The organism is Streptomyces sp. NPDC003697, assembly GCF_053587115.1.
In genome coordinates, this window is sequence record NZ_JBSFNN010000003.1 from 138,716 (window position 1) to 160,698 (window position 21,983).

A 21,983-nucleotide genomic window follows, 5' to 3' on the forward strand; every position below is an offset into this window, starting at 1 on the left:
GGTGTACGACCACCTGACGCGCGCGTCCGGGCCGAGGAGCTGAGGGCGTGCGAGCCACGTTGCGCTGGGCGCACTCCGATCTGCGCACCCACCGCGGGGAGGCGCTGTTCCTCGTGCTGGCCACCGCCGGCATCGTCGCCTCGCTGCTGCTGGCCACGGCGCTGTTCGGCTACGCGACCAACCCCTGGCAGCGCGTGTTCACCCAGTCCCGCGGCGCCCACGTCTGGCTGCACACCGCCCCCTCCGCCGACACCGGCCGCCTCACCGCGCTGGACGGCGTCGCCTCCGTCGCCGGCCCCTACCCCACCGAGTCCGCGACCGTCTCCGCCCGCGGCACCCGTGCCGCGGTCGAACTGCGCGGCCTGCCCGGGCGGCCGGACGTGGGCCGTCCGCTGCTGGTCTCCGGCCACTGGCTGGAGCCCGGGCAGCCCGACGGGGTGGTCCTGGAGAGCCGTCTCGCGCGGGCCTTGCTGGCCGAACCCGGGGACGCGCTCGCCCTGCCGGGCACCTCCCGCACACTGACCGTGGTGGGTGTCGCCGACAGCGCCGAGCCCCGCTACCGGCCCGGCGAGCAGCCGGGGCTGGTGTGGGCGCTGCCGTCGGCGGTGCGCGACCCGGACGGCCGGGTGACGGGGCTGCGTCTGACCGACCCGGACGACACCGACTACGCCGTCCAGCGCGCGGTCACCGTGCTCGGCGCGGGAGCGGTCGGGGAGGTCTCCACCTGGCAGCAGGCGCGGGCCGAGGCGCAGGGCGGGGACCGGCTGCTCGGCCAGGTGCTGGGCCTGTTCGGCCTGGGCGCGCTGGCCGCCGCCGGGTTCGCCGTGCACGGCGCGATCGGCACGCGGATCCGCGGTCATCTGCGGGACATCTCGGTGCTGAAGGCGATCGGCTTCACACCGGGGCAGGTGGTCCGGATCTTCCTGCTCCAGCACGTCGCCTACGCCCTGCTGGGCGCCGTCGCCGCGGCGGCGGCCGGCCAGTGGCTCGGTACCCGCGTCCCCGGCCGGCTCGGCGACGCGGTCGGCGTGTGGCAGGGCCTGCCCGGGCACACCGTGGCGCTGGTCGCGGTGCCGGCGGGCACGGTGCTGTTCATCGGCGCGGTCACCGGGCTCGCCGCCTGGCGGGCGGGTCGGGTGCCCCCGGTTCCGGTGCCCCGTCCGTCGGCCCCGCCCGGCGGGCGGCTGACGGGCGTGGCGCGGCGGGCCCTCGGGCTGCGGCTGCCGCCCGCGCTGGTGCTGGGCGGGCACAAGGCGTTCGCCCGCCGCCCGCGCACGCTCGCCACGGCGGGGCGGCTGGCTCTGCCCCTGCTGCTGATCGTGGTGGCGATGAGCGCGTGGACCACCATGGACCGGTTCCACGCCCGCCCGGACCAGGTGGGCCTGCCGGCGGCGCTCACCGTCCGCGCGGACAGCGGGCTGGGCGACCGGGAGCTGCGGGCCCTGCTGGAGCGCGAGCCACGGGTGACCGCTGTCCACCAGGGCGTCGAGGTGGCCGCCCTGGTCCCGGGTCAGACGGCCACCATCGCCCTGCGCGGTCTCGGTACGCGCCGGGATCCGTACCCCTTCACCGTCGCCGAGGGCCGCCCGGCCAGGGGCCCGGACGAGGCGGTGGCCGGGCAGGGGCTGCTGGACCTGCTGGACGTGCGCGTCGGTGACTGGGTGCGGATGACCGTCGGCGACCAGCCGCAGATCCTGCACATCGTGGGCCGCAGCATCGAGCCGGAGAACGCCGGCCGGGTCATCTCCACCTCGCTGGACACGCTCCGCGAGAACGACCCGCGGCTGACACCCAGCATGTACCAGCTGCGCCTGCGTCCGGGCGCCGATCCGGAGCGGGTGGCCGCCGCCGTGTCCGCGGCCGGCCACGGCCATGTGGACGTGCACGCCGTGACCAACCCGGCCGACGGGCTGTCCTCACTGCGGGCGGTCGTCGCCGGACTGGTCTGCGTGCTGGCCCTGATCGGGCTGCTGGAGCTGCTGACGGCGATCGGCGGCGCCGTCCGCGAGGGCGAACGGGACCTGCTGGCGCTCAAGGCGGTCGGGCTGTCCCCGCGCCAGATCACCGGGATCACCGTCACCGCCACGAGCTGCACCGCCCTGGTCGCGGTCGTCTCCGGTACCGCGCTGGGACTGCCGCTGGCCCACTGGCTGATCGACGCCCAGGGCCGCTCCAGCGGCATCGGCGCCGGCATCGCCCGGAGCCCGTCCCCGCTGCTCCTGCTGCTGTTCGGGACGGCCGCCGTGCTGGGGGCCGCCGTCCTCGCCGCCCTGCCCGCCGCCCGCGCGGCCCGCCGCAGGCTCGCGGACACCCTGAGCGCGGTCGCCTGACCGGAGGCCGTGGCGGCGCACCGGCGGAGCCGGGCCGCCGGTGCGCCGCGTCCCGGACGCGCCGGGCCGGTCACCGTCGGCCGCGCAGCTCCCGGTACCTGGCGACCAGCGCCGTCGTGGAGGCGTCCAGCCCTTCGACCTCGGCGCCCTCGATCAGGGCGGGCTCGACGCGCCGGGCGAGGACCTTGCCGAGCTCCACGCCCCACTGGTCGAAGGAGTCGATGTCCCACACCGCTCCCTGGGCGAACACCTTGTGCTCGTAGAGGGCGACGAGTTGGCCGAGCACGGACGGCGTCAGCTCCCGCGCCAGGATCGTCGTCGTCGGGTGGTTGCCCCGGAAGGTCTTGTGCGGCACCAGTTCCTCCGGCACCCCTTCCCCGCGCACCTCGTCCGGTGTTCTGCCGAAGGCCAGGGCCTGCGTCTGGGCGAAGAAGTTGGCCATCAGCAGGTCGTGCTGGGCCCTGAGTTCGCCGCTCAGCTCGGCCACCGGTGCGGCGAAGCCGATGAAGTCCGCCGGGACCAGCCGGGTGCCCTGGTGGATGAGCTGGTAGTAGGCGTGCTGGCCGTTGGTGCCCGGCGTGCCCCACACCACCGGTCCGGTCTGCCAGTCGACGGGCTGCCCGAGCCGGGTGACCGACTTGCCGTTGGACTCCATGTCCAGCTGCTGGAGGTAGGCGGTGAACTTCGACAGATAGTGGCTGTAGGGCAGCACGGCGTGCGACTGGGCGTCGTGGAAGTTGCCGTACCAGACGCCCAGCAGGCCCAGCAGCAGCGGCGCGTTGGACTCGGCGGGCGCGGTCCGGAAGTGCTCGTCCACGGTGCGGAAGCCGTCGAGCATCTCCCGGAAACGGTCCGGGCCGATGGCGATCATCAGCGACAGGCCGATGGCCGAGTCGTAGGAGTACCGGCCCCCGACCCAGTCCCAGAACTCGAACATGTTGGCCGTGTCGATGCCGAACGCCGAGACCTTGCCGGCGTTGGTCGACAGGGCCACGAAGTGCCGGGCGACGGCCTCCGGGCCCGCGTCCAGCCCGTCGAGCAGCCAGTTGCGGGCCGCGCCGGCGTTGGTGACGGTCTCGATGGTGGTGAACGTCTTCGAGGCGACGACGAACAGCGTCTCGGCCGGGTCGAGGTCGCGGGTGGCCTCGTGCAGGTCGGCGCCGTCGACGTTGGAGACGAAGCGGACCGTCAGGTCACGGTCGGTCCAGGGGCGCAGCACCTCGTGGGCCATCGCCGGCCCGAGGTCGGAGCCGCCGATGCCGATGTTGACGACGTTTCGGATGCGCTTGCCGGTGTGGCCGGTCCACTCGCCCGCGCGCACACGATCCGCGAAGCCGGCCATCCGGTCGAGCACCGCGTGCACCCTCGGCACCACGTTCTCGCCGTCGACCTCGACCACCGCGTCCCGGGGGGCGCGCAGCGCGGTGTGCAGCACGGCGCGGTCCTCGGTGACGTTGATCTTCTCGCCGCGGAACATGGCGTCGCGCAACCCGGACACGCCGGTCGCCTCCGCCAGTTCGCGCAGCAGCCGCAGTGTGTCGTCGGTGACGAGGTGTTTGGAGTAGTCGATGTACAGGTCGCCGACCTGGAGCGTGTACCGCGCGCCGCGGTCCGGGTCCGCCGTGAACAGCTCCCGCAGGTGGATGCCGGCGAGTTCCTCGCGGTGCTTGGCCAGCGCGGTCCACTCGGGTGTGTGGTCGAGCCTGGTACGGCCGTCTGCGTTCATGTCGGACCTCTGTCTTTCTCCCTGTGCTCGCTGCGACCTGCGCCGCCGCCCCGAGGCAGGCGGTCAGCGGTCGGCGTGAGCGGTCGTCACTTCGTCGTCCTGCGCAACAAGGACTACGTCCGGCTCGCGCACGGGTATCAACGAGGTGACGGACAGAACGAAGAAGGCGGCGGTGAGCAGTGCCGGGGCGTTCGGGCCCCACGCCGTCGCGACGGCGCCGCCGAGCAGGGCGCCGAGGGGGGCTCCGGCGACCGCGAGGGTGCGGAAGGCGGCGCTGACCCGGCCCAGCATCTCGGCGGGGCTGCGCTGCTGCATGAGCGTCGTCGTGTTGACGTTCCACACCATGCCCATGAACCCGAACACGGCGAGAGCGGCCACGAGCACGGCGAGGCTCCGCACCGTGCCCATCACGGTCAGGGCGGCGATCTGCACCGCTCCGGCCAGCAGGACGGCCCGTACCCGGCCCAGCCGGTCCGTGATCCGGCGGTTGACCGCTCCCCCGGCCAGGCTGCCGACCGTGTACGCGGTCGTCGCCGCCGCGTATCCCCCGGTGCCCGCGTCCAGCCATCCGGTCACCAGGACGACGAGTGTGGCGATGAGCGCGCCCATACCGACGTTGCACAGGGCGGTCGCCCCGCACAGGGCACGCAGGGCCGTGTCGCGTCCCAGCGTGCGCAGGCCCTCGACGATCTCCCGGCGCAGGGTGCTGCCCGCGGGTGCCGGCCTGCGCCGCGGGGCGACGCCGCGCAGGGAGGCCACGAGAGCGGCGGCCACCAGGAACGTCAGGGCGTCGGCCGCGAAGGGGGCGGCGGCACCGACCACGAGCAGCAGCGGCACGGCCGGGCCGCCCAGCAGTCCGCCGGCGACGCGCTGACCGGTCATCAGGCGGGCGTTGGCGCTGCCGAGTGCCGCACGGTCCACCAGCCCGGGCAGCAGAGCGGTGGCCGCGTTGTCGAACAGCGTCTGCAGGGTGGTCAGGGCGAAGGCCAGTGCGACGAGCAGGCCGATCGAGACGTGTCCGAGGGCGACGGCCACGGCGAACCCGCCCACCAGCAGGCCCCGCACCACGTCGACCGTCCACATGGCGCGCCGCTGGTCCACCCGGTCGGCGACGGCGCCGCCGAGCAGGCCGAAGACGATCCAGGGCAGGTAGCCGCAGGCCGTGACCGACGCGATGAGCAGGGGCCGGTCCGTCACCGAGACGGCGAGAAGCGGCAGCGCGGCCGCACGCAGCGCGTCACCGAAGCTGGACAGCACTGCGGCACTCCACAGCCGCCCGAAGCCGCCGCGCCACGCGGGCGCGCCGGTCAGTGTCGTCCCTGTCCCCGTCACGGCCTTCCCCCTCACGATGCCCGATGCACACACCGTAGGAGGCGCCACTGACAACGGGTGCCGGCGGCGGCCGTCGGCCCGGGCGCGGGACGTGCCGGACCGGGCGCCGGCCGGCAGATCGGCAAGTCGGCAGGGCGGCAGGTCGGACCTCGGACAACGCGTGATCCGCGGGTCCGTTCGCGTCAGGGCGGCACAGGAGGGCCGGCGGGCGGACCCCGCCTAGATCTCGCCCCGCAACTTGGCGAGCGCCTCGGCGAGGATCGCCTCGCCGTCCGCGTCGCTGCGCCGCTCCCGTACGTACGCGAGGTGCGTCTTGTACGGCTCGGTGCGCGGCGGGTCCGGCGGGTTGTCCCGGTCCTGCCCGGCCGGGAAGCCGCAGCGCGGGCAGTCCCACGTCTCGGGTACCTGCGCGTCGCTGGCGAAGCTGGGCTGTGTCTCGTGCCCGTTGGAGCACCAGAAGGAGATGCGCAGACGCGGCGCGGACTCGCCGCGCTCGGCCTCGCCCATCGGCCCCGCCCCGACCCGGCTTCCTCGGATCGCGTTGCCACTTGCCACGGTCGTAACTCCCTGCGTCATGGTGCCGCGAAGCGAGTCGGCGTTCCGCTTCGCTGCGAGCGCCTCAGTCTACGTAAGGCCCAACGCGCGTCCAGTGATTGGAGTTACCGGCCCCCACATCCAGACGCAAGCCCCATGATAGGCCGCGCTCACGGGCGCGGTCCGAACATGGGGCCTTATCAGCGGAATGTACGGTTCTCGCCGACGTCAGTTGTTCGCCTTCATCAGGATGCCGAGCACGATGATGCAGGCGAGCCACAGCAGACCGATCACCACGGTGATCCGGTCGAGGTTGCGCTCGGCGACCGAGGAGCCGCCGACGGACGACTGCATGCCGCCACCGAACATGTCGGAGAGGCCGCCACCCTTCCCCTTGTGCATCAGCACCAGCAGCATCAGCAGCAGGCTGAAGACGATCAGGGCGATCGAGAACCCCAAAACCACGGCTGGACCAACTTCCTCGGATTCGGATGGACGACGGGGCATGGCGGACGGACGCCTGCCATGCCCCGCAAGAGTACGACGGATCGCCGCTACGGCCTACTCACCGAGGGGCTCACTGCTCGCGGAAGCGGACGATCTTGACGAACTCCTCCACGTCCAGCGAGGCACCGCCGACCAGGGCACCGTCGATGTCGGCCTGGGCCATGATCTCGGCGACGTTGCCCGACTTCACGGACCCGCCGTACTGGATGCGGACCTTGTCGGCCACGTCCTGCGAGTACAGCTCGGCGACCTTGCCGCGGATGGCGGCGCAGACCTCCTGCGCGTCCTCGGCACCGCAGACCCTGCCGGTGCCGATGGCCCAGACGGGCTCGTAGGCGATCACGACCGACTCGACCTGCTCGGCCGGGAGGTCCTTCAGGCCGGTCTCGACCTGGCCGAGGGTGTGGGCGACGTGCCGGCCGGCCTCACGGACCTCCAGCTCCTCGCCGACGCACAGGATCGGGGTCAGACCGTGCTTGCGGGCGGCCTTGACCTTGGCGTTGACGAGCTCGTCGGTCTCGTGGTGGTACCGGCGGCGCTCGGAGTGGCCGACGACCACGTAGGTGCACTTCAGCTTGGCCAGCATGGGGCCGGAGATCTCGCCGGTGTAGGCACCGGCGTCGTGCTGCGAGACGTCCTGTGCGCCGTACTTGATCCGCAGGTCGTCGCCGTCGACCAGGGTCTGCACGGAGCGCAGGGCGGTGAAGGGCGGCAGGACGGCGACCTCGACGGCCTCGTAGTCCTTGTCGGCAAGGGCGAAGGCGAGCTTCTGGACGTGGGCGATGGCCTCGAGGTGGTTGAGGTTCATCTTCCAGTTGCCCGCCATCAGCGGCATGCGCGTGCTCATCAGGTTCAGTCCTCCAGTGCGGCGAGGCCGGGGAGCGTCTTGCCCTCGAGGTATTCGAGGGAGGCGCCGCCTCCGGTCGAGATGTGGCCGAATGCCGACTCGTCGAAGCCCAGCGTACGGACGGCCGCGGCGGAGTCGCCGCCACCGACGACGGTGAAGCCGTTCGAGTCGACGAGGGCCTGTGCGACGGCCCTGGTGCCCTCGGCGTAGTCGGGGTGCTCGAAGACGCCCATCGGACCGTTCCAGAAGACGGTCGCGGCGTCGGCGATCTTGGACGCGAACAGTTCGCGCGTCCTCGGGCCGATGTCGAGGCCCTCGTGGTCGGCCGGGATCTTGTCCGCGTCGACCACGACGTGCCGGGTGGGGGCCTTGGTCCTGAGGTCCGGGAACTCGGTGGAGGCCACGACGTCGACCGGGAGCAGCAGCTCGACGCCGTTCTTCTCGGCGCGCTCCATGTACTCGGCGACGGTCGGGACCTGGTCCTCCTGCAGCAGGGAGATGCCGACCTCGTAGCCCTTGGCCTTGAGGAAGGTGTAGGCCATGCCACCGCCGATGAGAAGGCGGTCGGCCTTGCCGAGCAGCCGGTCGATGACGGCGAGCTTGTCGGAGACCTTGGCGCCGCCCAGCGCGACGACGTAGGGCCGCTCGACGTCCTCGGTGAGCTTCTTCAGGACGCCGACCTCGGTGACGATGAGGTAGCCGGCGAAGTGCGGCAGCCGGGCCGGCAGGTCGTACACGGAGGCGTGCTTGCGGTGCACCGCGCCGAAGCCGTCACCCACGTACGCGTCGGCGAGGGCGGCAAGTCGGTCCGCGAACTCGCCGCGCTCGGCGTCGTCCTTGGACGTCTCGCCGGCGTTGAAGCGCAGGTTCTCCAGGACGGCGACCTGGCCGGGCCGGAGGCCGTCGACGGCGGCGTGCGCGGCGGGGCCGACGGTGTCCTCGGCGAACGCCACGGGGGCGCCGAGGAGTTCACCGAGCCGCTCGGCGGCGGGCCGCAGCGAGAAGGCGGGGTCCGGGGCGCCCTTGGGACGGCCCAGGTGGGAGGCGACGACCACCTTGGCACCCGCCTCGGCGAGGGCCCTGACGGTGGGCAGCACGGCGCGGATGCGGCCGTCGTCGCTGATGACGCCGTCGGCCAGCGGGACGTTGAGGTCGGCGCGGACGAACACGCGCTTGCCGTCCACGCCTTCGGAGAGAAGTTCGTCGATCGTCTTCATCTGGGAGGACTCCTGGTCGGGGCTCTTGATCGTGCGGAGGGCTGGTCGATCCATACGCGAGTCAGGGCCCGGACAGCAAGTTCGCGCTGCCCGAGCCCTGCTCTCACATGGCGGTGCCTGCTACGGCGATCAGAGCTGGTTGCCGACGAACACCGTCAGGTCGACGAGACGGTTGGAGTAGCCCCACTCGTTGTCGTACCAGCCGATGACCTTCACGTTCTTGCCCTCCTGAACCATGGTCAGGGAGGAGTCGAAGGTGCAGGACGCCGGGGCGTGGACGATGTCGGAGGAGACGATCGGGTCCTCGGTGTACTCGAGGATGCCCTTCAGCTCGCCCTCGGCGGCCTTCTGGAAGGCGGCGTTGACCTCCTCCTTGGTGACCTCGCGGCTGAGCTCGATGACGAGGTCGGTGACCGAGCCGGTCGGGACCGGGACGCGCATGGCCATGCCGTCCAGCTTGCCCTTGAGCTGCGGCAGCACGAGCGCGGTGGCCTTGGCGGCGCCCGTGGTGGTCGGGATGATGTTCTCGGCGGCGGCCCGGGCGCGGCGCAGGTCCTTGTGCGGGAAGTCCAGGATGCGCTGGTCGTTGGTGTAGGCGTGCACCGTCGTCATCAGGCCCTTGACGATGCCGAAGTTCTCGTCGAGGACCTTCGCCATCGGCGCCACGCAGTTGGTGGTGCAGGAGGCGTTGGAGATGACGTGGTGGTTCGCCGGGTCGTACGTGTCCTGGTTGACGCCCATCACGATGGTGACGTCCTCGTTCTTGGCGGGAGCCGAGATGATGACCTTCTTGGCGCCGCCCGCGATGTGCTTCTCGGCGTCTTCCTTCTTGGTGAAGATGCCGGTGGACTCGATGACGACGTCGACGCCCAGCTCGCCCCACGGGATGTCGGCGGGGTTGCGCTCGGAGAGGACCTTGATGGTCCTGCCGTCGACGGTGATCGTGTCGGCGGTGTGGGAGACCTCCTGCTTGAGGCGGCCCAGGATGGTGTCGTACTTCAGCAGGTGAGCGGTGGTCGCGGTGTCACCCAGGTCGTTGACAGCCACGATCTCGATGTCTGCACCCTGCTCCAGCAGCGCGCGGAAGTAGTTACGACCGATGCGGCCAAAGCCGTTGATGCCTACGCGGATCGTCACGAACCGATCTCCTCGTTGGTACGCCGGTTTCGACGCCGGCGAGCTGTATGGGATGTCCCCGACCAACCCCGACCCTACCTCTCTGGGGCCCCCGGGGTGACATTGAGACGCCGCCTACCCGGCCCGACGGTCCGTACCCGTCAGTAGGGGTACGGACCGCCACGGGAGCGATGACCGGATCACTCCGATCGGCTGCCTTATGTCGTTGCGTGATGCCCGCATTGGTCACTCTTTCGTGAGCCCCTCGGCTCACTTGTCGAGTGCCCTGGGCACGGTGGTCGACGCACCCGCCGGGCGCCCCTGAGCGCCTCTCCGCTCACCTGCCGAGTGCCCGGAGCGCCCTCCTCGTCAGAGCCGCCCGGTCCGCCGCCGAGGGCACGTGCTCCAGGCCGAAACCGAGCAGCACGGTCCGGTCCGTGGTGACCGCTCCGTAGGTGCGGAAGAGGGTTCCGGAGCGGGCCCAGTCCTTGAGGACGGCGGGGCTGCCCGCGGGCGGCCCGGGCACCTTCCACGGGCCGAGGGACGTCTCGAACCCCTCGGTCTCCCGCACCGCGCCGGCGGTCACCAGCGAGGCGTCGTCGGCGAGGACACCGCGCCCGCCGGTGCCCGGGTCGGTGACATAGGCGAGAGAGACCTCGACCGTCCTTCCGGCGTAGGCGCTCAGGTCGAACTCCACCTGCTGCCAGCCGTTCGACGACCCGGTGAAGCTGTGCCAGGACCCGCTGGTCCCGGTCGCCGTGCAGCCGGGGCCGGTGAGCGTCAGATAGTGCGCGAGCCACGGGTGCTCCCCGACGAGGAACCCGCCCCCGCACTCCTCGGGCACGGCCGTACCGCTCCTGCTGGCCGTGTCCGGGAGTGTCGTCCAGTCGTCGGCCCCGGCGGTGTGGATCTCCACGACGGCGTGGTCGTAGCCCGGCTCGGTGTCCCACAGCAGCCGGGTGCGCAGCGCGGGCCGGTCGGCCGCGCCCATATGGGAGAGGTCGATCGTCCGGGTGAGGCGCTTGTAGGCGTCGTCGGTGTGGACCGCGGCGGCCATGCCGGAGCCCGTGTAGGGCCCGTAGGGATTGACGGTGCCGGCGAACCGGCCGGCACCGGCGCTGGCGAACTGCGGGTAGGCCGCCACCGGCAGCTCCTCGGAGGTCACCGCGTACGTGCCCGCCTCGTCCAGCGGGTTGCCGGGCGCGCCGGTGAGCGCGCCGGAGAAGCCCGCGAGCTCGGCGGAGCCGGTGAAGCCGGTGGCGCCGGAGGTCGAGGTGCGCGAGTACGCGCCCAGGTAGTACTGACTGAAGTCGTCCGACAGTGCGCCGCCGCCGAGATCCACACTGCCGCCGGCCCGCTCGCCGGCCTCGATCAGACGTCCGCCCTCGTTGAGGTAGGCGCGCAGTTGGAGCTGAGTGGCCTGGCCCGGGCCGCGGACGCCGGAGTAGTGGACGACCGTGCGGAAATGCTTCAGCACGCCGAGCGCGTCCGGCGCGCCCTGGGTGGCGACGTCCCACACCAGGGCCCGGCGGCCGTTGGCGCGCAGCGCGTCCACGTAGGTCCGCGCCTGCTTCGCGGCCGTGTCCTCCTCGGCGACCACGAGAGTGTCCGCCCCCGGCAGCCGGGCCACGCGGTAGGTGAAGTGCCCGCCGGCCACCTTCCTGCCGCCGGCGGACCGGCCCGTGAACCACACCTCGACCCTGTCCCCCGGGACGGCGCCGCGGACCGTGGCCCGGTACTCGTCGAAGTACAGGTCGTCCTCACCGCCGTAGGTCTCGCCGCCCTGCCACGGCCTGAGCGCCGCCGTGCGGGTGCGTCCGCCGTTGACGCGGTAGCCGAGCCTCTTGTCGCGCACGGACTTGCGGACGACGGCCGAGACCTGCTGGCCGGCGCCGCCGGCGTACGACACGGGGAAGGCCGCCGGGGTGAAGTCCGGGGCGGTCAGGCCGACCGGGGAGGATGGCCGGTCGGGGTGGGAGGCCGTCTCGGCGACGGAGAGCGCGAACGGGACGTTCTTCTCGAATTCCTGCTCGATCAGCTTCTCGTCGTCGGGGAAGGTGAAGACCGAGCGGCAGTCGGCCGCCCTCCATTCGTCGTCCGGGTCGGCGTCGGATGCGGTCTGACAGGTCGACATCTCGGGGGTGAACATCCCCATGCCGTTGACGTTCGCCGCGTGGCCGTCCGCCTCGCCGTTGGTGGTGTACAGCTCCGAGGAGACCTGCGAGCGGTAACCCGGGATCGCCGGCTTGTCCGGGGTGCCGGCGAGCGCCCGGTAGAGGACGTCGTCCGGGGTCGGGGTCGCCACCTGCCAGCCGACACCGTAGAGGAGGAGTTCCGCGGCGGAGTGGTAGTTGATGCCGTACGTGAAGCCGATGCGCTTCTCGAACCGGTCCAGCGCCCGGGTCTCCGGTTCGGAGGCCGGGGCCGCGCCGCGGTAGGTCTGGCTGGTGGGGTTGGGGGACGAACCCTCGTCGTCGTACCCCCACTTGTAGGCGAAGTTGCGGTTGAGGTCCACGCCGTCGCCGGTGGAGATGACGCCGTCGCCGTTGACGTCGCGCAGGTTCTTGCGCCACAGGCGGGTGCCGGCGTCCTTGAAGGTGTAGTCGTAGCCGTCGGGGTTGGCCGAGAGGACGAACCACAGCTCGGTCGAGTCGACGATCCCTCTGATCCGCCGGTCGGTGGGGTAGTTGTCCAGGTAGTGGTGCATCAGCCGCCGGGTCATCTCCGGAGTGATCCACTCGCGGGCGTGCTGGTTGGACATGTACAGCACGGCGGGCTTGGAGCCGTCCCGGGACGTCCTCGCGTTGCGGGTCAGTTTGAGCGCGAGGATGTCCTGGCCGCGCACGGTCCGGCCGATCGAGACGACCTTGGCCAGGCCCGGGTGGGACCGGGCGGCCGCGAGGATCTCCTCCTTCAGCCCGCCCTTGCCGCTGTAGGGGCGGAAGACGCCCTGGGAGGCGACCTCCACCCGCCGCCTGGCGGCGGCCGACAACGCCCGCTCGGTGAGGTGGACGCCCTGTCGTCCGAGCCTCTCGGCCTGGGCCTCGGTGAGCTGGACCTCGACGGTGGTGCGGCCCGTGCCGGTCACCCGCTCGCCGAGTTCGTGGCCGTCCTGACCGGCCTTCAGCAGCAGGGGTAACTGCCGTGCGGTGACATCGGCACGGAAGACCCTGACCTCGTCCGGGTCCGGCCGGCCGGGACTTCCGCTCTGCGCCTGGGCGATGGGTGCGAGGCTCGCTCCGCCGAGCAGGAGCGTGCCGACAGCGAGGATCGATCTCGCTCTGTGTCTCATGACCCCCCCTAACGGTGGTCCGCCACAGTGACGAATGGTTGCCAGGCTCGTGTCGGTCCCGGACGGGGTCAAGGACGCTTCAGGACAGGAGGACGCCGGTGCCCGAAGACCGTGGAAGGGGTGTCGGCACCGGCGGGTGGAGGCCGACGGGACCTGCGGCGGGACCGTGGGTCCGGGAGGAGTTCCGTACGCCGGGCGGTGCGGCGGCGGCCCTGCCGCACCCGCCGGCGGACGAGGAGCTCACGCGCGCCGGCGTGGTCCGGCACGCCGGGGGTGCCTCCGCGCGGCCGGCTCGCGGGGTGGGCCGGAGTCGGGGCGAGCGGCTCACGTCCGTGCGGATGGGTCAGCGCGACGGGGCGCCCGCCGCAGCCGTGCCGCGGTCGGATCGGCGGGCACCCAGCCCGCGTCCGCCCGGACGGTCACACCCGTGCGGGGGCCGGCCGTGCCCGCCGGGCGGCTCGCGTCGGTGCGCGTGACCGGCGTCAGTGCGTGAGCGGCGCCCGTGCGGGCGGCTTCCGTCCGTGCCGGGCGGCCTCGGTCCGTGCGGGCGGCCTCAGTCGTGTCCGTGGCCAGTGCCCGCGGCTGCCCTCCGTGCGCGTGGCCAGTGCCCGTACGGGCGGCTTCCGTCCGTCAGTGTGGGCATCCGTCCGTGCGCCTGGCGTGCGTACGGCGGACGCCGAGGACGTGTCAGCCGGCGAGGTTGTCGGCGAGTTCCTCGCTGAGGTTGGCCTCCGTGCCCGGAACACCCAGGTCGGCGGCGCGCTTGTCGGCCATCGCCAGCAGGCGGCGGATACGCCCGGCGACGGCGTCCTTGGTCAGCGGCGGGTCGGCGAGTGCGCCCAGTTCCTCGAGGGAGGCCTGCTTGTGCTCCATGCGCAGCCGCCCCGCGGCCGCGAGGTGCTCGGGCACGTCGTCACCGAGGATCTCCAGGGCCCGCTGGACGCGGGCACCGGCGGCGACGGCGGCGCGCGCCGAGCGGCGCAGGTTGGCGTCGTCGAAGTTGGCCAGACGGTTCGCCGTGGCCCGGACCTCGCGGCGCATCCGCCGCTCCTCCCAGGCCAGCACCGACTCGTGGGCGCCCAGGCGGGTCAGCAGCGCCCCGATGGCGTCCCCGTCGCGGACGACGACCCGGTCCACACCGCGCACCTCGCGGGCCTTGGCGGCGATCGACAGCCGGCGGGCGGCGCCGACCAGGGCGAGTGCGGCCTCCGGCCCCGGGCAGGTCACCTCGAGCGAGGACGAACGCCCGGGCTCGGTGAGCGAGCCGTGCGCCAGGAAGGCCCCGCGCCAGGCGGCCTCGGCGTCGCAGGTGGCCCCCGAGACCACCTGCGGCGGCAGGCCGCGGATCGGGCGTCCCCGGCCGTCGACCAGGCCGGTCTGACGGGCCAGCTGGTCGCCGCCGGCGACGACGCGCACGACGTAGCGCGAGCCGCGGCGCAGTCCGCCGGGCGCCATCACGATCAGCTCGGAGCTGTGACCGAAGATCTCCAGGATGTCCCGCTTGAGGCGGCGGGCCGCCATCGCGGTGTCCAGCTCCGCCTCGATCACGATGCGCCCGCTCACCAGATGGAGGCCGCCGGCGAACCGCAGAATGGCGGAGACCTCCGCCTTCCTGCAGCAGGTCCGGGTGACGGGGAGCCGGGAGATCTCATCCTTCACCGCTGCCGTCATCGCCATGGGCCGATCCTTCCATGCATCCGAAAAATACGGTCGTACGCGGCGGCCAACAGCTCCGGGTCGTGCCGGGGAGTTCCGTCGCCCCTGGCCACCGGCGCCAGCTCGACCGCGGCGCCGAACCGCTTGGCGGCCTCGGCGAGGACCTCGCGGTCGGGCGCGGCGGCCTCGTCGGCCAGCACCACGTCCAGGGCGAGTTTAGGGGCGTGTCGTCCCAAAACCTCCACATGACGCTGCGGGGAGAACCCCGCGGTTTCTCCCGGCTGCGGTGCGAGGTTCAGCGAGAGCACCCGGCGCGCCTTCGTCGTCGTCAGGGCGTCCAGGAGTTCGGGGACCAGCAGGTGCGGGATGACCGAGGAGAACCAGGAACCGGGGCCGAGCACCACCCAGTCCGCGTCCAGGACCGCCTCGACGGCCTCCGGGACGGCCGGCGGGTCGTTCGGCACCAGGTGCACGGACTGGACCTCGCCCCGGGTCAGCGCGACGGTCGCCTGGCCGCGGACGGTGTCGACGTCGTCCGGCCGCTCCGGGGCGTGGCCCTTGACCAGTGCCTGGAGTTCCAGGGGCACGGCGGACATCGGCAGCACCCGGCCGTGCGCGCCGAGCAGCTTGCCGACCAGGTCCAGGGCCTTGACGTGGTCGCCGAGCTGCTCCCAGAGCGCCACGATCAGCAGGTTGCCGACCGCGTGGTCGTGCAGGTCGCCCTGGGAGGTGAAGCGGTGCTGGATGACGCGGGCCCAGGTCTGGCCCCAGTCGTCGTCGCCGCACAGCGCGGCCAGCGCCTTGCGCAGGTCGCCGGGCGGCAGCACGCCCAGCTCGTCGCGCAGGCGCCCACTGGAGCCGCCGTCGTCGGCCACGGTGACGACGGCGGTGAGGTCGCCGGTGATCCGCCGCAGGGCCGCCAGCGAGGCGGACAGGCCCATTCCGCCTCCGAGGGCGACCACCTTGGGCTGGGCGCCACGCCGGCGCGGCCTGCCACCGCGGGCCTCGGCGGGGCGGCCGGCGCGCCCTTCGGACGCCGGGCGGCCGGAGCGGCCCTCGGGCACGGTCCGGCGCAGCCTGCCCAGCCGTGGAGTACGTCCGGTCACTCGCGCCCCATGTCCCGGTGTACGACCACGGTCTCCACTCCCTCGGCCGCGAGCCGCGCGGCGAGCTTCTCCGACATGGCCACCGAGCGGTGCTTGCCGCCCGTGCAGCCGATGGCGATGGTCACGTAGCGCTTGCCCTCGCGCCGGTATCCGGCCGCCACGAGCCGCAGCAGCTCCGCGTAGCGGTCGAGGAACTCCTTGGCGCCTGGCTGGTTGAAGACGTAGCCGGCGACCTCCTCGTTCAGGCCGGTGAACGGCCGCAGCTCCGGGACCCAGTGCGGATTGGGCAGGAAGCGCATGTCCGCCACCAGGTCGGCGTCGACCGGGAGGCCGTACTTGAAGCCGAAGGACATCACGGTGGCCCGCAGCTCGGGCTCCTCCTCGCCGGCGAACTGGGCGTCCATCTTGGCGCGCAGTTCGTGCACGTTGAGGCTGGAGGTGTCGATCACCAGGTCGGCGTCGCCCCGCAGCTCGCGCAGCAGCTCCCGTTCGGCGGCGATGCCGTCGACGATGCGGCCGTCGCCCTGCAGGGGGTGCGGACGGCGCACCGACTCGAAGCGACGTACCAGGGCCTCGTCGGAGGACTCCAGGAAGACGATCCGCCGCGTGACCCCACGGGTGTCCAGGTCCGCGAGGGACTCGCGCAGATTGTCGAAGAAGCGGCGGCCCCGCACGTCGACCACGACCGCGATCCGCGCCACGTTGCCCTGCGAGCGGGCGCCGAGCTCCACCATGGTGGGGATCAGCGCCGGCGGGAGGTTGTCGACGACGAACCAGCCGAGGTCCTCCAGACACTTGGCCGCCGTCGACCGGCCCGCGCCCGACATGCCGGAGATGATCACCAGCTCGGGGATGGCCGCCTCGGGGAACCCGACGGTGTCGATGCCCGTACTCACCTGTGCTCCGTTGTCGTGAGGGGTGTCCTGCGCAGAGCCCCCGGGGGCGCCCCGGGGCGTGTCCTGCCGGACGTCATCCTCTCCCGTTTCGCCGTGCGTTTCCCTGAGCGCCCGATCTCGATCCGGTGTCGGCCGCTCGCCGTGCTCGGTCATGTCTCCTGCCCCCGTCGTTCGTCCGGGGCACCCGTGGTCCCGGGCTCCCCCGCGGGGCCCGCCGTCGTCCCGGGCACCGCGTCGTCCATGTCTTCCATGATCTCTCCAGTCGCCGTGTTCACGGCCGGCGCGGCCGGGGCCGCCTGGGCGAGGGCGACGGCAACCGTCTCGGCCGTCTTGCGGCCTATACCCGGAACCTCGCGGATCTGGTCGATTGTCGCGGATCGCAGCTTCTTCACCGAGCCGAAATGCTTGATGAGGGCCTGTTTGCGCGTCTCGCCGAGGCCGGGGACGTCGTCCAGGGGGCTGGACCGCAGACGCTTGGTCCGCTTGGTGCGCTGGTAGGTGATCGCGAAGCGGTGGGCCTCGTCACGGATGCGCTGCAGCAGGTACAGGCCCTCACTGGTGCGCGGCAGGATCACGGGGTCGTCCTCGCCGGGCACCCAGACCTCCTCCAGCCGCTTGGCCAGGCCGCACACGACGATGTCGTCGATGCCCAGCTCGTCCAGGGCCCTGCGGGCGGCGGCGACCTGCGGCTGCCCGCCGTCGACGACGACCAGCTGCGGCGGGTACGCGAACCGCTTCGGCCGGCCGTCCTCCTCGGTGAGGGCGGCCGCGGAGCCGTTGACCATGGAGCCCTGGCCGCCGACCGGGGCGTCCTGGCCCTCCGTGGGCACGTCCTGGTCCTCGGTCCACTCGCCGGTCCTCTCCTTCTCCGCGAGGTAGCGCCGGAACCGGCGGGTGATGACCTCGTGCATGGAGCGGACGTCGTCCTGCCCCTCGAAGCCCTTGATCTGGAAGCGGCGGTACTCGCTCTTGCGCTGCAGGCCGTCCTCGAAGACGACCATGGAGGCCACGACGTCGTCGCCCTGGAGGTGGGAGATGTCGTAGCACTCGATCCTCAGCGGGGCGCTGTCCAGGTCGAGGGCCCCGGCGATCTCCTCCAGCGCCCGGGAACGGGTGGTCAGGTCGGAGGCGCGCCTGGTCTTGTGCAGCGCGAGCGCCTGCTGCGCGTTGCGCTGCACCGTCTCCATGAGGGCCCTCTTGTCGCCGCGCTGCGGTATGCGCAGCGAGACGTTGGACCCGCGGCGGTCGGTGAGCCACTGCTGGACCGGCTCCACGGGATCGGGCAGGGCCGGGACGAGGACCTCCCTGGGCACGGCGTCCCCCGTCTCCTCGCCGTACAGCTGCTGCAGGGCGTGCTCGACCAGGGCTCCGGTGGTGACCTCCTCGACCTTGTCGGTGACCCAGCCGCGCTGGCCGCGCACCCGTCCGCCCCGGACGTGGAAGATCTGCACGGCCGCCTCCAGCTCGTCCTCGGCGAGGGCGACGAGGTCGGCGTCGGTCGCGTCGGCGAGCACGACCGCGTTCTTCTCCATGGCCTTCTTCAGGGCCTCCATGTCGTCGCGCAGGCGGGCGGCCCGCTCGTACTCCATCTCCTCGGCCGCCGTCGTCATCCGCATCTCCAGGCGGCGCAGGTACGTGCCCGTGCGGCCGGCCATGAAGTCGCAGAACTCCTCGGCCAGTTCCCGGTGGTCCTCGGCGGAGATCCGCCCGACGCAGGGCGCGGAGCACTTGCCGATGTAGCCGAGCAGGCAGGGGCGGCCGGTGCGCGCGGCGTTCCTGAAGACACCTGCCGAGCAGGTCCGCACCGGGAAGACCCGCAGCAGCAGGTCCACGGTGTCGCGGATGGCCCAGGCATGCGCGTACGGCCCGAAGTACCGCACACCCTTCTTCTTGTGGCCGCGCATCACCTGCACGCGCGGGAACTCCTCGTTCATCGTCACCGCGAGGTACGGGTAGCTCTTGTCGTCGCGGTACTTGACGTTGAACCGGGGGTCGAACTCCTTGATCCAGGAGTACTCCAGCTGCAGCGCCTCGACCTCCGTGGACACCACGGTCCATTCCACGGACGCGGCCGTGGTGACCATCGAGCGGGTCCGCGGGTGGAGGTTCGCCAGGTCCTGGAAGTAGTTCGCCAGGCGCTGGCGCAGGCTCTTCGCCTTCCCGACGTAGATCACCCGGCGGTGCTCGTCGCGGAACCTGTACACCCCGGGAGAGTCCGGGATCTGTCCCGGCTGGGGGCGGTAGCTGGAGGGGTCGGCCATGTTTCACACCCTACTGGCGCGAGGTGACAACGCGACGGGCCTGTGGACAACGCCGCGCCCGGCCCGCAGGCGCGCCCCGGCGGACCGCGTACGTGCGCCGATGCGGAGGGTGAACGGTGACCTGCCGCCCGCCGCCAGGGAAGCCCTGCGGCCGGAACCAGGGTGCCGACTCGGCCAGGAGGGCACGGCCGCCGGGTCACAGGTGTTGTCGGGACCTGGTCAACACGCTTCAATGCGGGGAACTCGGGGCCTGATACGACGGCGTGCGCAGGTGGGAAAGCCCCGTTTCCGCGCCGACCCGGGCTCCGGCGCCCGCGTGAACGGTCTGACCAGCCGTTGTGACACCTTCACAGAAAGGCCGCTGCATGCCGCACGCCACACAGCAGGCGGACGCCACCACCGCCGAACTGGACACGGCCCTGCGAGGCGGCCCCTTCCACGTCGCACTGCGCGCCGCCATCGCCGCCCGCGGACTGCCGCTGCAGCGCGTGCAGCACCACCTGTCGCGCTACGGGGTCAGGGTCGGCGTCACCAGCCTGAGCTACTGGCAGCAGGGCGCCCGCCGTCCGCAGCGCCCCGAGTCGCTGCGGGCGGTCCGCGCCCTGGAGGAGATACTGCACCTGCCGGAGGAGTCGCTGATCCGGCTGCTCGCCGACACCGAGGACCGCTCGGCCGCCCGCCGCCCCGAGGCCCGCTCCTACCGTTCCCTCGTCGAGGCCTCGGACGTCCTGGAACGGCTGCTGGCCGAGCTGGACTCGCCGCTCGACGGCGGACTGCACACCCTCGGGCACCACGAGCGCGTGCGCATCGGGGCGCGCCGGGAACTCGCCGGACGGGACTCGCAGCACATCGTGCGCGCCCACCGGCACGGCGTGGACCGCTTCCTCGCCGTCCACCACGGTGACCCGGGCTGCGTGCCGGAGCGGATGCGCGTGCACGCCCTGGAGAACTGCCGCGCCGGGCGTACCCGCTGGCACCACGACACGGGCGTGTTCGTGGCCGAACTCCTCTTCGACACCCGGCTGCGAGCCGGCGACACCTTCCTCTTCCGCTACGGCGTCGAGGACGGCACGGCGGGAGTGTCCCGCGAGTACATCCGCGGGTTCGGCTCGGCGGGCGGGCAGTACGCCCTCCAGGTGCGGTTCGACGCCGGTGGCCTGCCCCTGCGCTGCCACCGCTTCGCGCAGCACTCGGCGGCGGCCCCGCGCAGCGGCCGCCAGGACCTGGCGGTCAGCGAACGGCACCGCTCCGTCCACCTGGTCGAGCCGCGCGTGCGGTCGGGGATCGTGGGCATCGGCTGGGACTGGGAGTGACCCGGCTGCGAGCGGAGAGCGGACGGGAGCGGGCGGAGACGGCGCGGCGGCTCGGCGCCGGAGTGGCGCGGCCCGGTGCGCGGTGGGCGCCGGTGCCCGCGGCGGGCCGGCCGCCCCCGTCAGGCGCCCGGACCGGCCACGATCGAGCCGTTGTCGGCGCGGACCGGCAGCTCCCGCAGTGCCTCGGTGGCCGGGGACTGCGTCACCTCGCCCGTCGTGGCGTCGAACCGACTCCCGTGGCAGGGGCAGAGGAGGGTCGTCCCCTGCAGCTTGTCGATGGCACAGCCGGCGTGCGTGCAGATGCTGCTGAACGCCCTCAGGGCACCGCTCGTGTCGCGGCTGACCACCACGTTGTGCTCCCGGTAGAGCTTGGCGCCGCCCTTGGCGACCTCGCTCTCGGCGCCGAGCCGGACGGGGGCCGTCGGTACCGCGGAGGCCGACCCGCCGCCGCCCGCCGCACAGGCGGCGAGCCCCAGTCCCGCCACGGGCGTGAGGGCCGCCCCGCGCAGGACGGTACGGCGGCTCGCTGAGGGACGGCCGGGCATGAGGATCTCCACTGGTCCGGGGGCTGTGCACCGCGACGATACCCACCCGTTCGGGACGGCCGGCGACGGGGCCCCGTGGGGACGCGAGCGACTGCGCGAGCGTTTACGTCCGGCGCCCGATCGGATACCGTCCCCGGCGACGGGCACGCGGGGCGGCAGGGGCGATCCGGGGAGCCGAACGCGATGGCGACGATGGCGGACGTGGCCCGGCAACCGCCGAAAGGAACCGACTCGTGATCGTCGTCGCCGGTGAGGCCCTGATCGACCTGGTGCCGCAGGGCACGGGGGCCCTCGCACAGCTCAAGCCGGCGCTCGGCGGCGGTCCGTACAACACGGCCGTCGCCCTCGGGCGCCTCGGCTCGGCCACCGCGTTCTGCTCTCGCACCTCGACCGACGCCTTCGGCGAAGCCCTCCTCGACGGACTGCGGCGGGCCGGGGTGGACGTCTCCGGTGTGCAGCGCGGCGACGAGCCGACCACGCTGGCCGTCGCCACCGTCGGCGCCGACGGCTCGGCCGCGTACTCGTTCTACGTGGACGGCACCGCCGACCGCCTGTTCACCGCCCCCGCCGGTCTGCCCGCCGACACCCGCGCGGTGTCCTTCGGCACGTGCTCGCTCGTCCTGGAGCCGGGCGCGAGCGCCTACGAGGAGCTGATGCGGACGGCTGCGGCCCGGGGCGTGTTCACCGCACTCGACCCCAACATCCGCTCCGGACTGATCCCCGACGCGGACGCCTACCGGGCGCGTTTCAGGAGCTGGCTGCCGTCGGTGTCGCTGCTGAAGCTGTCCGTGGAGGACGCACGGTGGCTCGGCGGCAGTCCCCGCGAGTGGCTGGCCGCCGGTCCCTCGGCGGTGGTGGTCACCCACGGCGGCGACGGGCTCACGGCCTTCACCCGGGACGGCGCGGAGCACTCCGTCCCCGGCGAGAAGGTCGACGTCGTGGACACCATCGGCGCGGGCGACACGGTCAACGCGGCCCTGCTGCACGGGCTTGCGGCACACGACGCCCTCTCCCCCGCGGGACTCGCGGCTCTCGGCGCCCCCGGCTGGACTCGTCTGCTGCGTTTCGCCGCGCGCGCGGCGGCCGTCACGTGCTCGCGGGCGGGCGCGGAGCCGCCGTACGCCCGCGAGGTGGGCGAGCCGTAGGCGGGCAGCACGGTGCGCGGTGAGCGAGGGTGACGCGCGCGGCGCCCCCGCGGGTCGATTCCCGCGGCACTGGACGCTGCCCGCCTTCGAGCGCTACGACGCCGAGGCCGACCCGGCCGGCACGGCAGAACGGAAGACCCTCGTGTACGGAAAGAGTGTC

16 protein-coding genes are annotated in these 21,983 nt (G+C 72.8%); 3 read left to right on the plus strand and 13 right to left on the minus strand.

Annotated features, from left to right (window positions below):
* Positions 1–47: 47 nt before the first annotated feature.
* A complete protein-coding gene (locus ACWDNY_RS02255) occupies positions 48–2,330 on the plus strand; it encodes an FtsX-like permease family protein (protein WP_451643795.1) in 2,283 nt (760 codons plus the stop codon).
* Between the two features lie 70 nt (positions 2,331–2,400).
* Here ACWDNY_RS02255 and pgi read toward each other — a convergent pair whose 3' ends face one another.
* The 12 genes from pgi to uvrC all read right to left on the minus strand — a co-directional run bounded on the left by pgi (position 2,401) and on the right by uvrC (position 18,820).
* Positions 2,401–4,056: a glucose-6-phosphate isomerase gene (gene pgi / locus ACWDNY_RS02260; protein WP_451643796.1), complete on the minus strand. Its 1,656-nt coding sequence runs from the start codon at positions 4,054–4,056 to the stop codon at positions 2,401–2,403.
* A 63-nt stretch (positions 4,057–4,119) separates the two neighbouring features.
* Entirely contained in the window at positions 4,120–5,388 is a 1,269-nt protein-coding gene (locus ACWDNY_RS02265; RefSeq protein WP_451643797.1) for an MFS transporter, read from the minus strand.
* Positions 5,389–5,607: 219 nt separating this feature from the next.
* Complete coding sequence (locus ACWDNY_RS02270) at positions 5,608–5,943, minus strand: RNA polymerase-binding protein RbpA (protein ID WP_003976875.1); 336 nt, start codon at positions 5,941–5,943, stop codon at positions 5,608–5,610.
* A 207-nt stretch (positions 5,944–6,150) separates the two neighbouring features.
* Complete coding sequence (gene secG, locus ACWDNY_RS02275; RefSeq protein WP_451643798.1) at positions 6,151–6,387, minus strand: preprotein translocase subunit SecG; 237 nt, start codon at positions 6,385–6,387, stop codon at positions 6,151–6,153.
* A 112-nt stretch (positions 6,388–6,499) separates the two neighbouring features.
* Positions 6,500–7,276, minus strand: coding sequence for a triose-phosphate isomerase (gene tpiA, locus ACWDNY_RS02280; protein WP_451643799.1), 777 nt, complete (start codon positions 7,274–7,276; stop codon positions 6,500–6,502).
* A 5-nt stretch (positions 7,277–7,281) separates the two neighbouring features.
* Entirely contained in the window at positions 7,282–8,493 is a 1,212-nt protein-coding gene (locus tag ACWDNY_RS02285; RefSeq protein WP_451643811.1) for a phosphoglycerate kinase, read from the minus strand.
* Positions 8,494–8,622: 129 nt separating this feature from the next.
* Positions 8,623–9,630, minus strand: coding sequence for a type I glyceraldehyde-3-phosphate dehydrogenase (gene gap, locus ACWDNY_RS02290; protein WP_451643800.1), 1,008 nt, complete (start codon positions 9,628–9,630; stop codon positions 8,623–8,625).
* 316 nt (positions 9,631–9,946) lie between these two features.
* A complete protein-coding gene (locus ACWDNY_RS02295; RefSeq protein WP_451643801.1) occupies positions 9,947–12,901 on the minus strand; it encodes a M14 family zinc carboxypeptidase in 2,955 nt (984 codons plus the stop codon).
* Between the two features lie 687 nt (positions 12,902–13,588).
* Complete coding sequence (whiA, locus tag ACWDNY_RS02300; RefSeq protein ID WP_361499187.1) at positions 13,589–14,578, minus strand: DNA-binding protein WhiA; 990 nt, start codon at positions 14,576–14,578, stop codon at positions 13,589–13,591.
* A complete protein-coding gene (locus tag ACWDNY_RS02305; RefSeq protein ID WP_451643802.1) occupies positions 14,569–15,663 on the minus strand; it encodes a gluconeogenesis factor YvcK family protein in 1,095 nt (364 codons plus the stop codon). The genes whiA and ACWDNY_RS02305 overlap by 10 nt, the downstream gene beginning before the upstream one ends.
* On the minus strand, positions 15,660–16,712 hold the full coding sequence (gene rapZ / locus ACWDNY_RS02310; protein WP_451643803.1) for an RNase adapter RapZ: 1,053 nt from the start codon (positions 16,710–16,712) through the stop codon (positions 15,660–15,662). The genes ACWDNY_RS02305 and rapZ overlap by 4 nt, the downstream gene beginning before the upstream one ends.
* Entirely contained in the window at positions 16,709–18,820 is a 2,112-nt protein-coding gene (gene uvrC / locus ACWDNY_RS02315) for an excinuclease ABC subunit UvrC (RefSeq protein WP_451643804.1), read from the minus strand. The genes rapZ and uvrC overlap by 4 nt, the downstream gene beginning before the upstream one ends.
* Positions 18,821–19,185: 365 nt before the next feature.
* On the opposite strand from uvrC, the gene ACWDNY_RS02320 reads away from it, so the two are divergent.
* The gene (locus ACWDNY_RS02320; protein ID WP_451643805.1) at positions 19,186–20,133 is read left to right on the plus strand and encodes a hypothetical protein; all 948 of its coding nucleotides are present in this window, start codon (positions 19,186–19,188) and stop codon (positions 20,131–20,133) included.
* Between the two features lie 119 nt (positions 20,134–20,252).
* Here ACWDNY_RS02320 and ACWDNY_RS02325 read toward each other — a convergent pair whose 3' ends face one another.
* Complete coding sequence (locus tag ACWDNY_RS02325) at positions 20,253–20,678, minus strand: Rieske (2Fe-2S) protein (protein WP_451643806.1); 426 nt, start codon at positions 20,676–20,678, stop codon at positions 20,253–20,255.
* A 233-nt stretch (positions 20,679–20,911) separates the two neighbouring features.
* On the opposite strand from ACWDNY_RS02325, the gene ACWDNY_RS02330 reads away from it, so the two are divergent.
* Positions 20,912–21,823 (plus strand): carbohydrate kinase family protein, encoded by a 912-nt coding sequence (locus ACWDNY_RS02330; protein ID WP_451643807.1) that lies wholly within the window; start codon positions 20,912–20,914, stop codon positions 21,821–21,823.
* Positions 21,824–21,983 lie beyond the last annotated feature (160 nt).

Excerpts from the sequence above, each read along its gene's own strand:
- pgi (WP_451643796.1), bottom strand. The coding sequence starts at position 4,056 with ATGAACGCAGACGGCCGTACCAGGCTCGACCACACACCCGAGTGGACC.
- tpiA (WP_451643799.1), bottom strand. The coding sequence starts at position 7,276 with ATGAGCACGCGCATGCCGCTGATGGCGGGCAACTGGAAGATGAACCTC.
- ACWDNY_RS02285 (WP_451643811.1), bottom strand. The coding sequence starts at position 8,493 with ATGAAGACGATCGACGAACTTCTCTCCGAAGGCGTGGACGGCAAGCGC.
- ACWDNY_RS02295 (WP_451643801.1), bottom strand. The coding sequence starts at position 12,901 with ATGAGACACAGAGCGAGATCGATCCTCGCTGTCGGCACGCTCCTGCTC.
- whiA (WP_361499187.1), bottom strand. The coding sequence starts at position 14,578 with ATGGCGATGACGGCAGCGGTGAAGGATGAGATCTCCCGGCTCCCCGTC.
- rapZ (WP_451643803.1), bottom strand. The coding sequence starts at position 16,712 with ATGACCGAGCACGGCGAGCGGCCGACACCGGATCGAGATCGGGCGCTC.
- uvrC (WP_451643804.1), bottom strand. The coding sequence starts at position 18,820 with ATGGCCGACCCCTCCAGCTACCGCCCCCAGCCGGGACAGATCCCGGAC.
- ACWDNY_RS02320 (WP_451643805.1), top strand. The coding sequence starts at position 19,186 with ATGCCGCACGCCACACAGCAGGCGGACGCCACCACCGCCGAACTGGAC.
- ACWDNY_RS02325 (WP_451643806.1), bottom strand. The coding sequence starts at position 20,678 with ATGCCCGGCCGTCCCTCAGCGAGCCGCCGTACCGTCCTGCGCGGGGCG.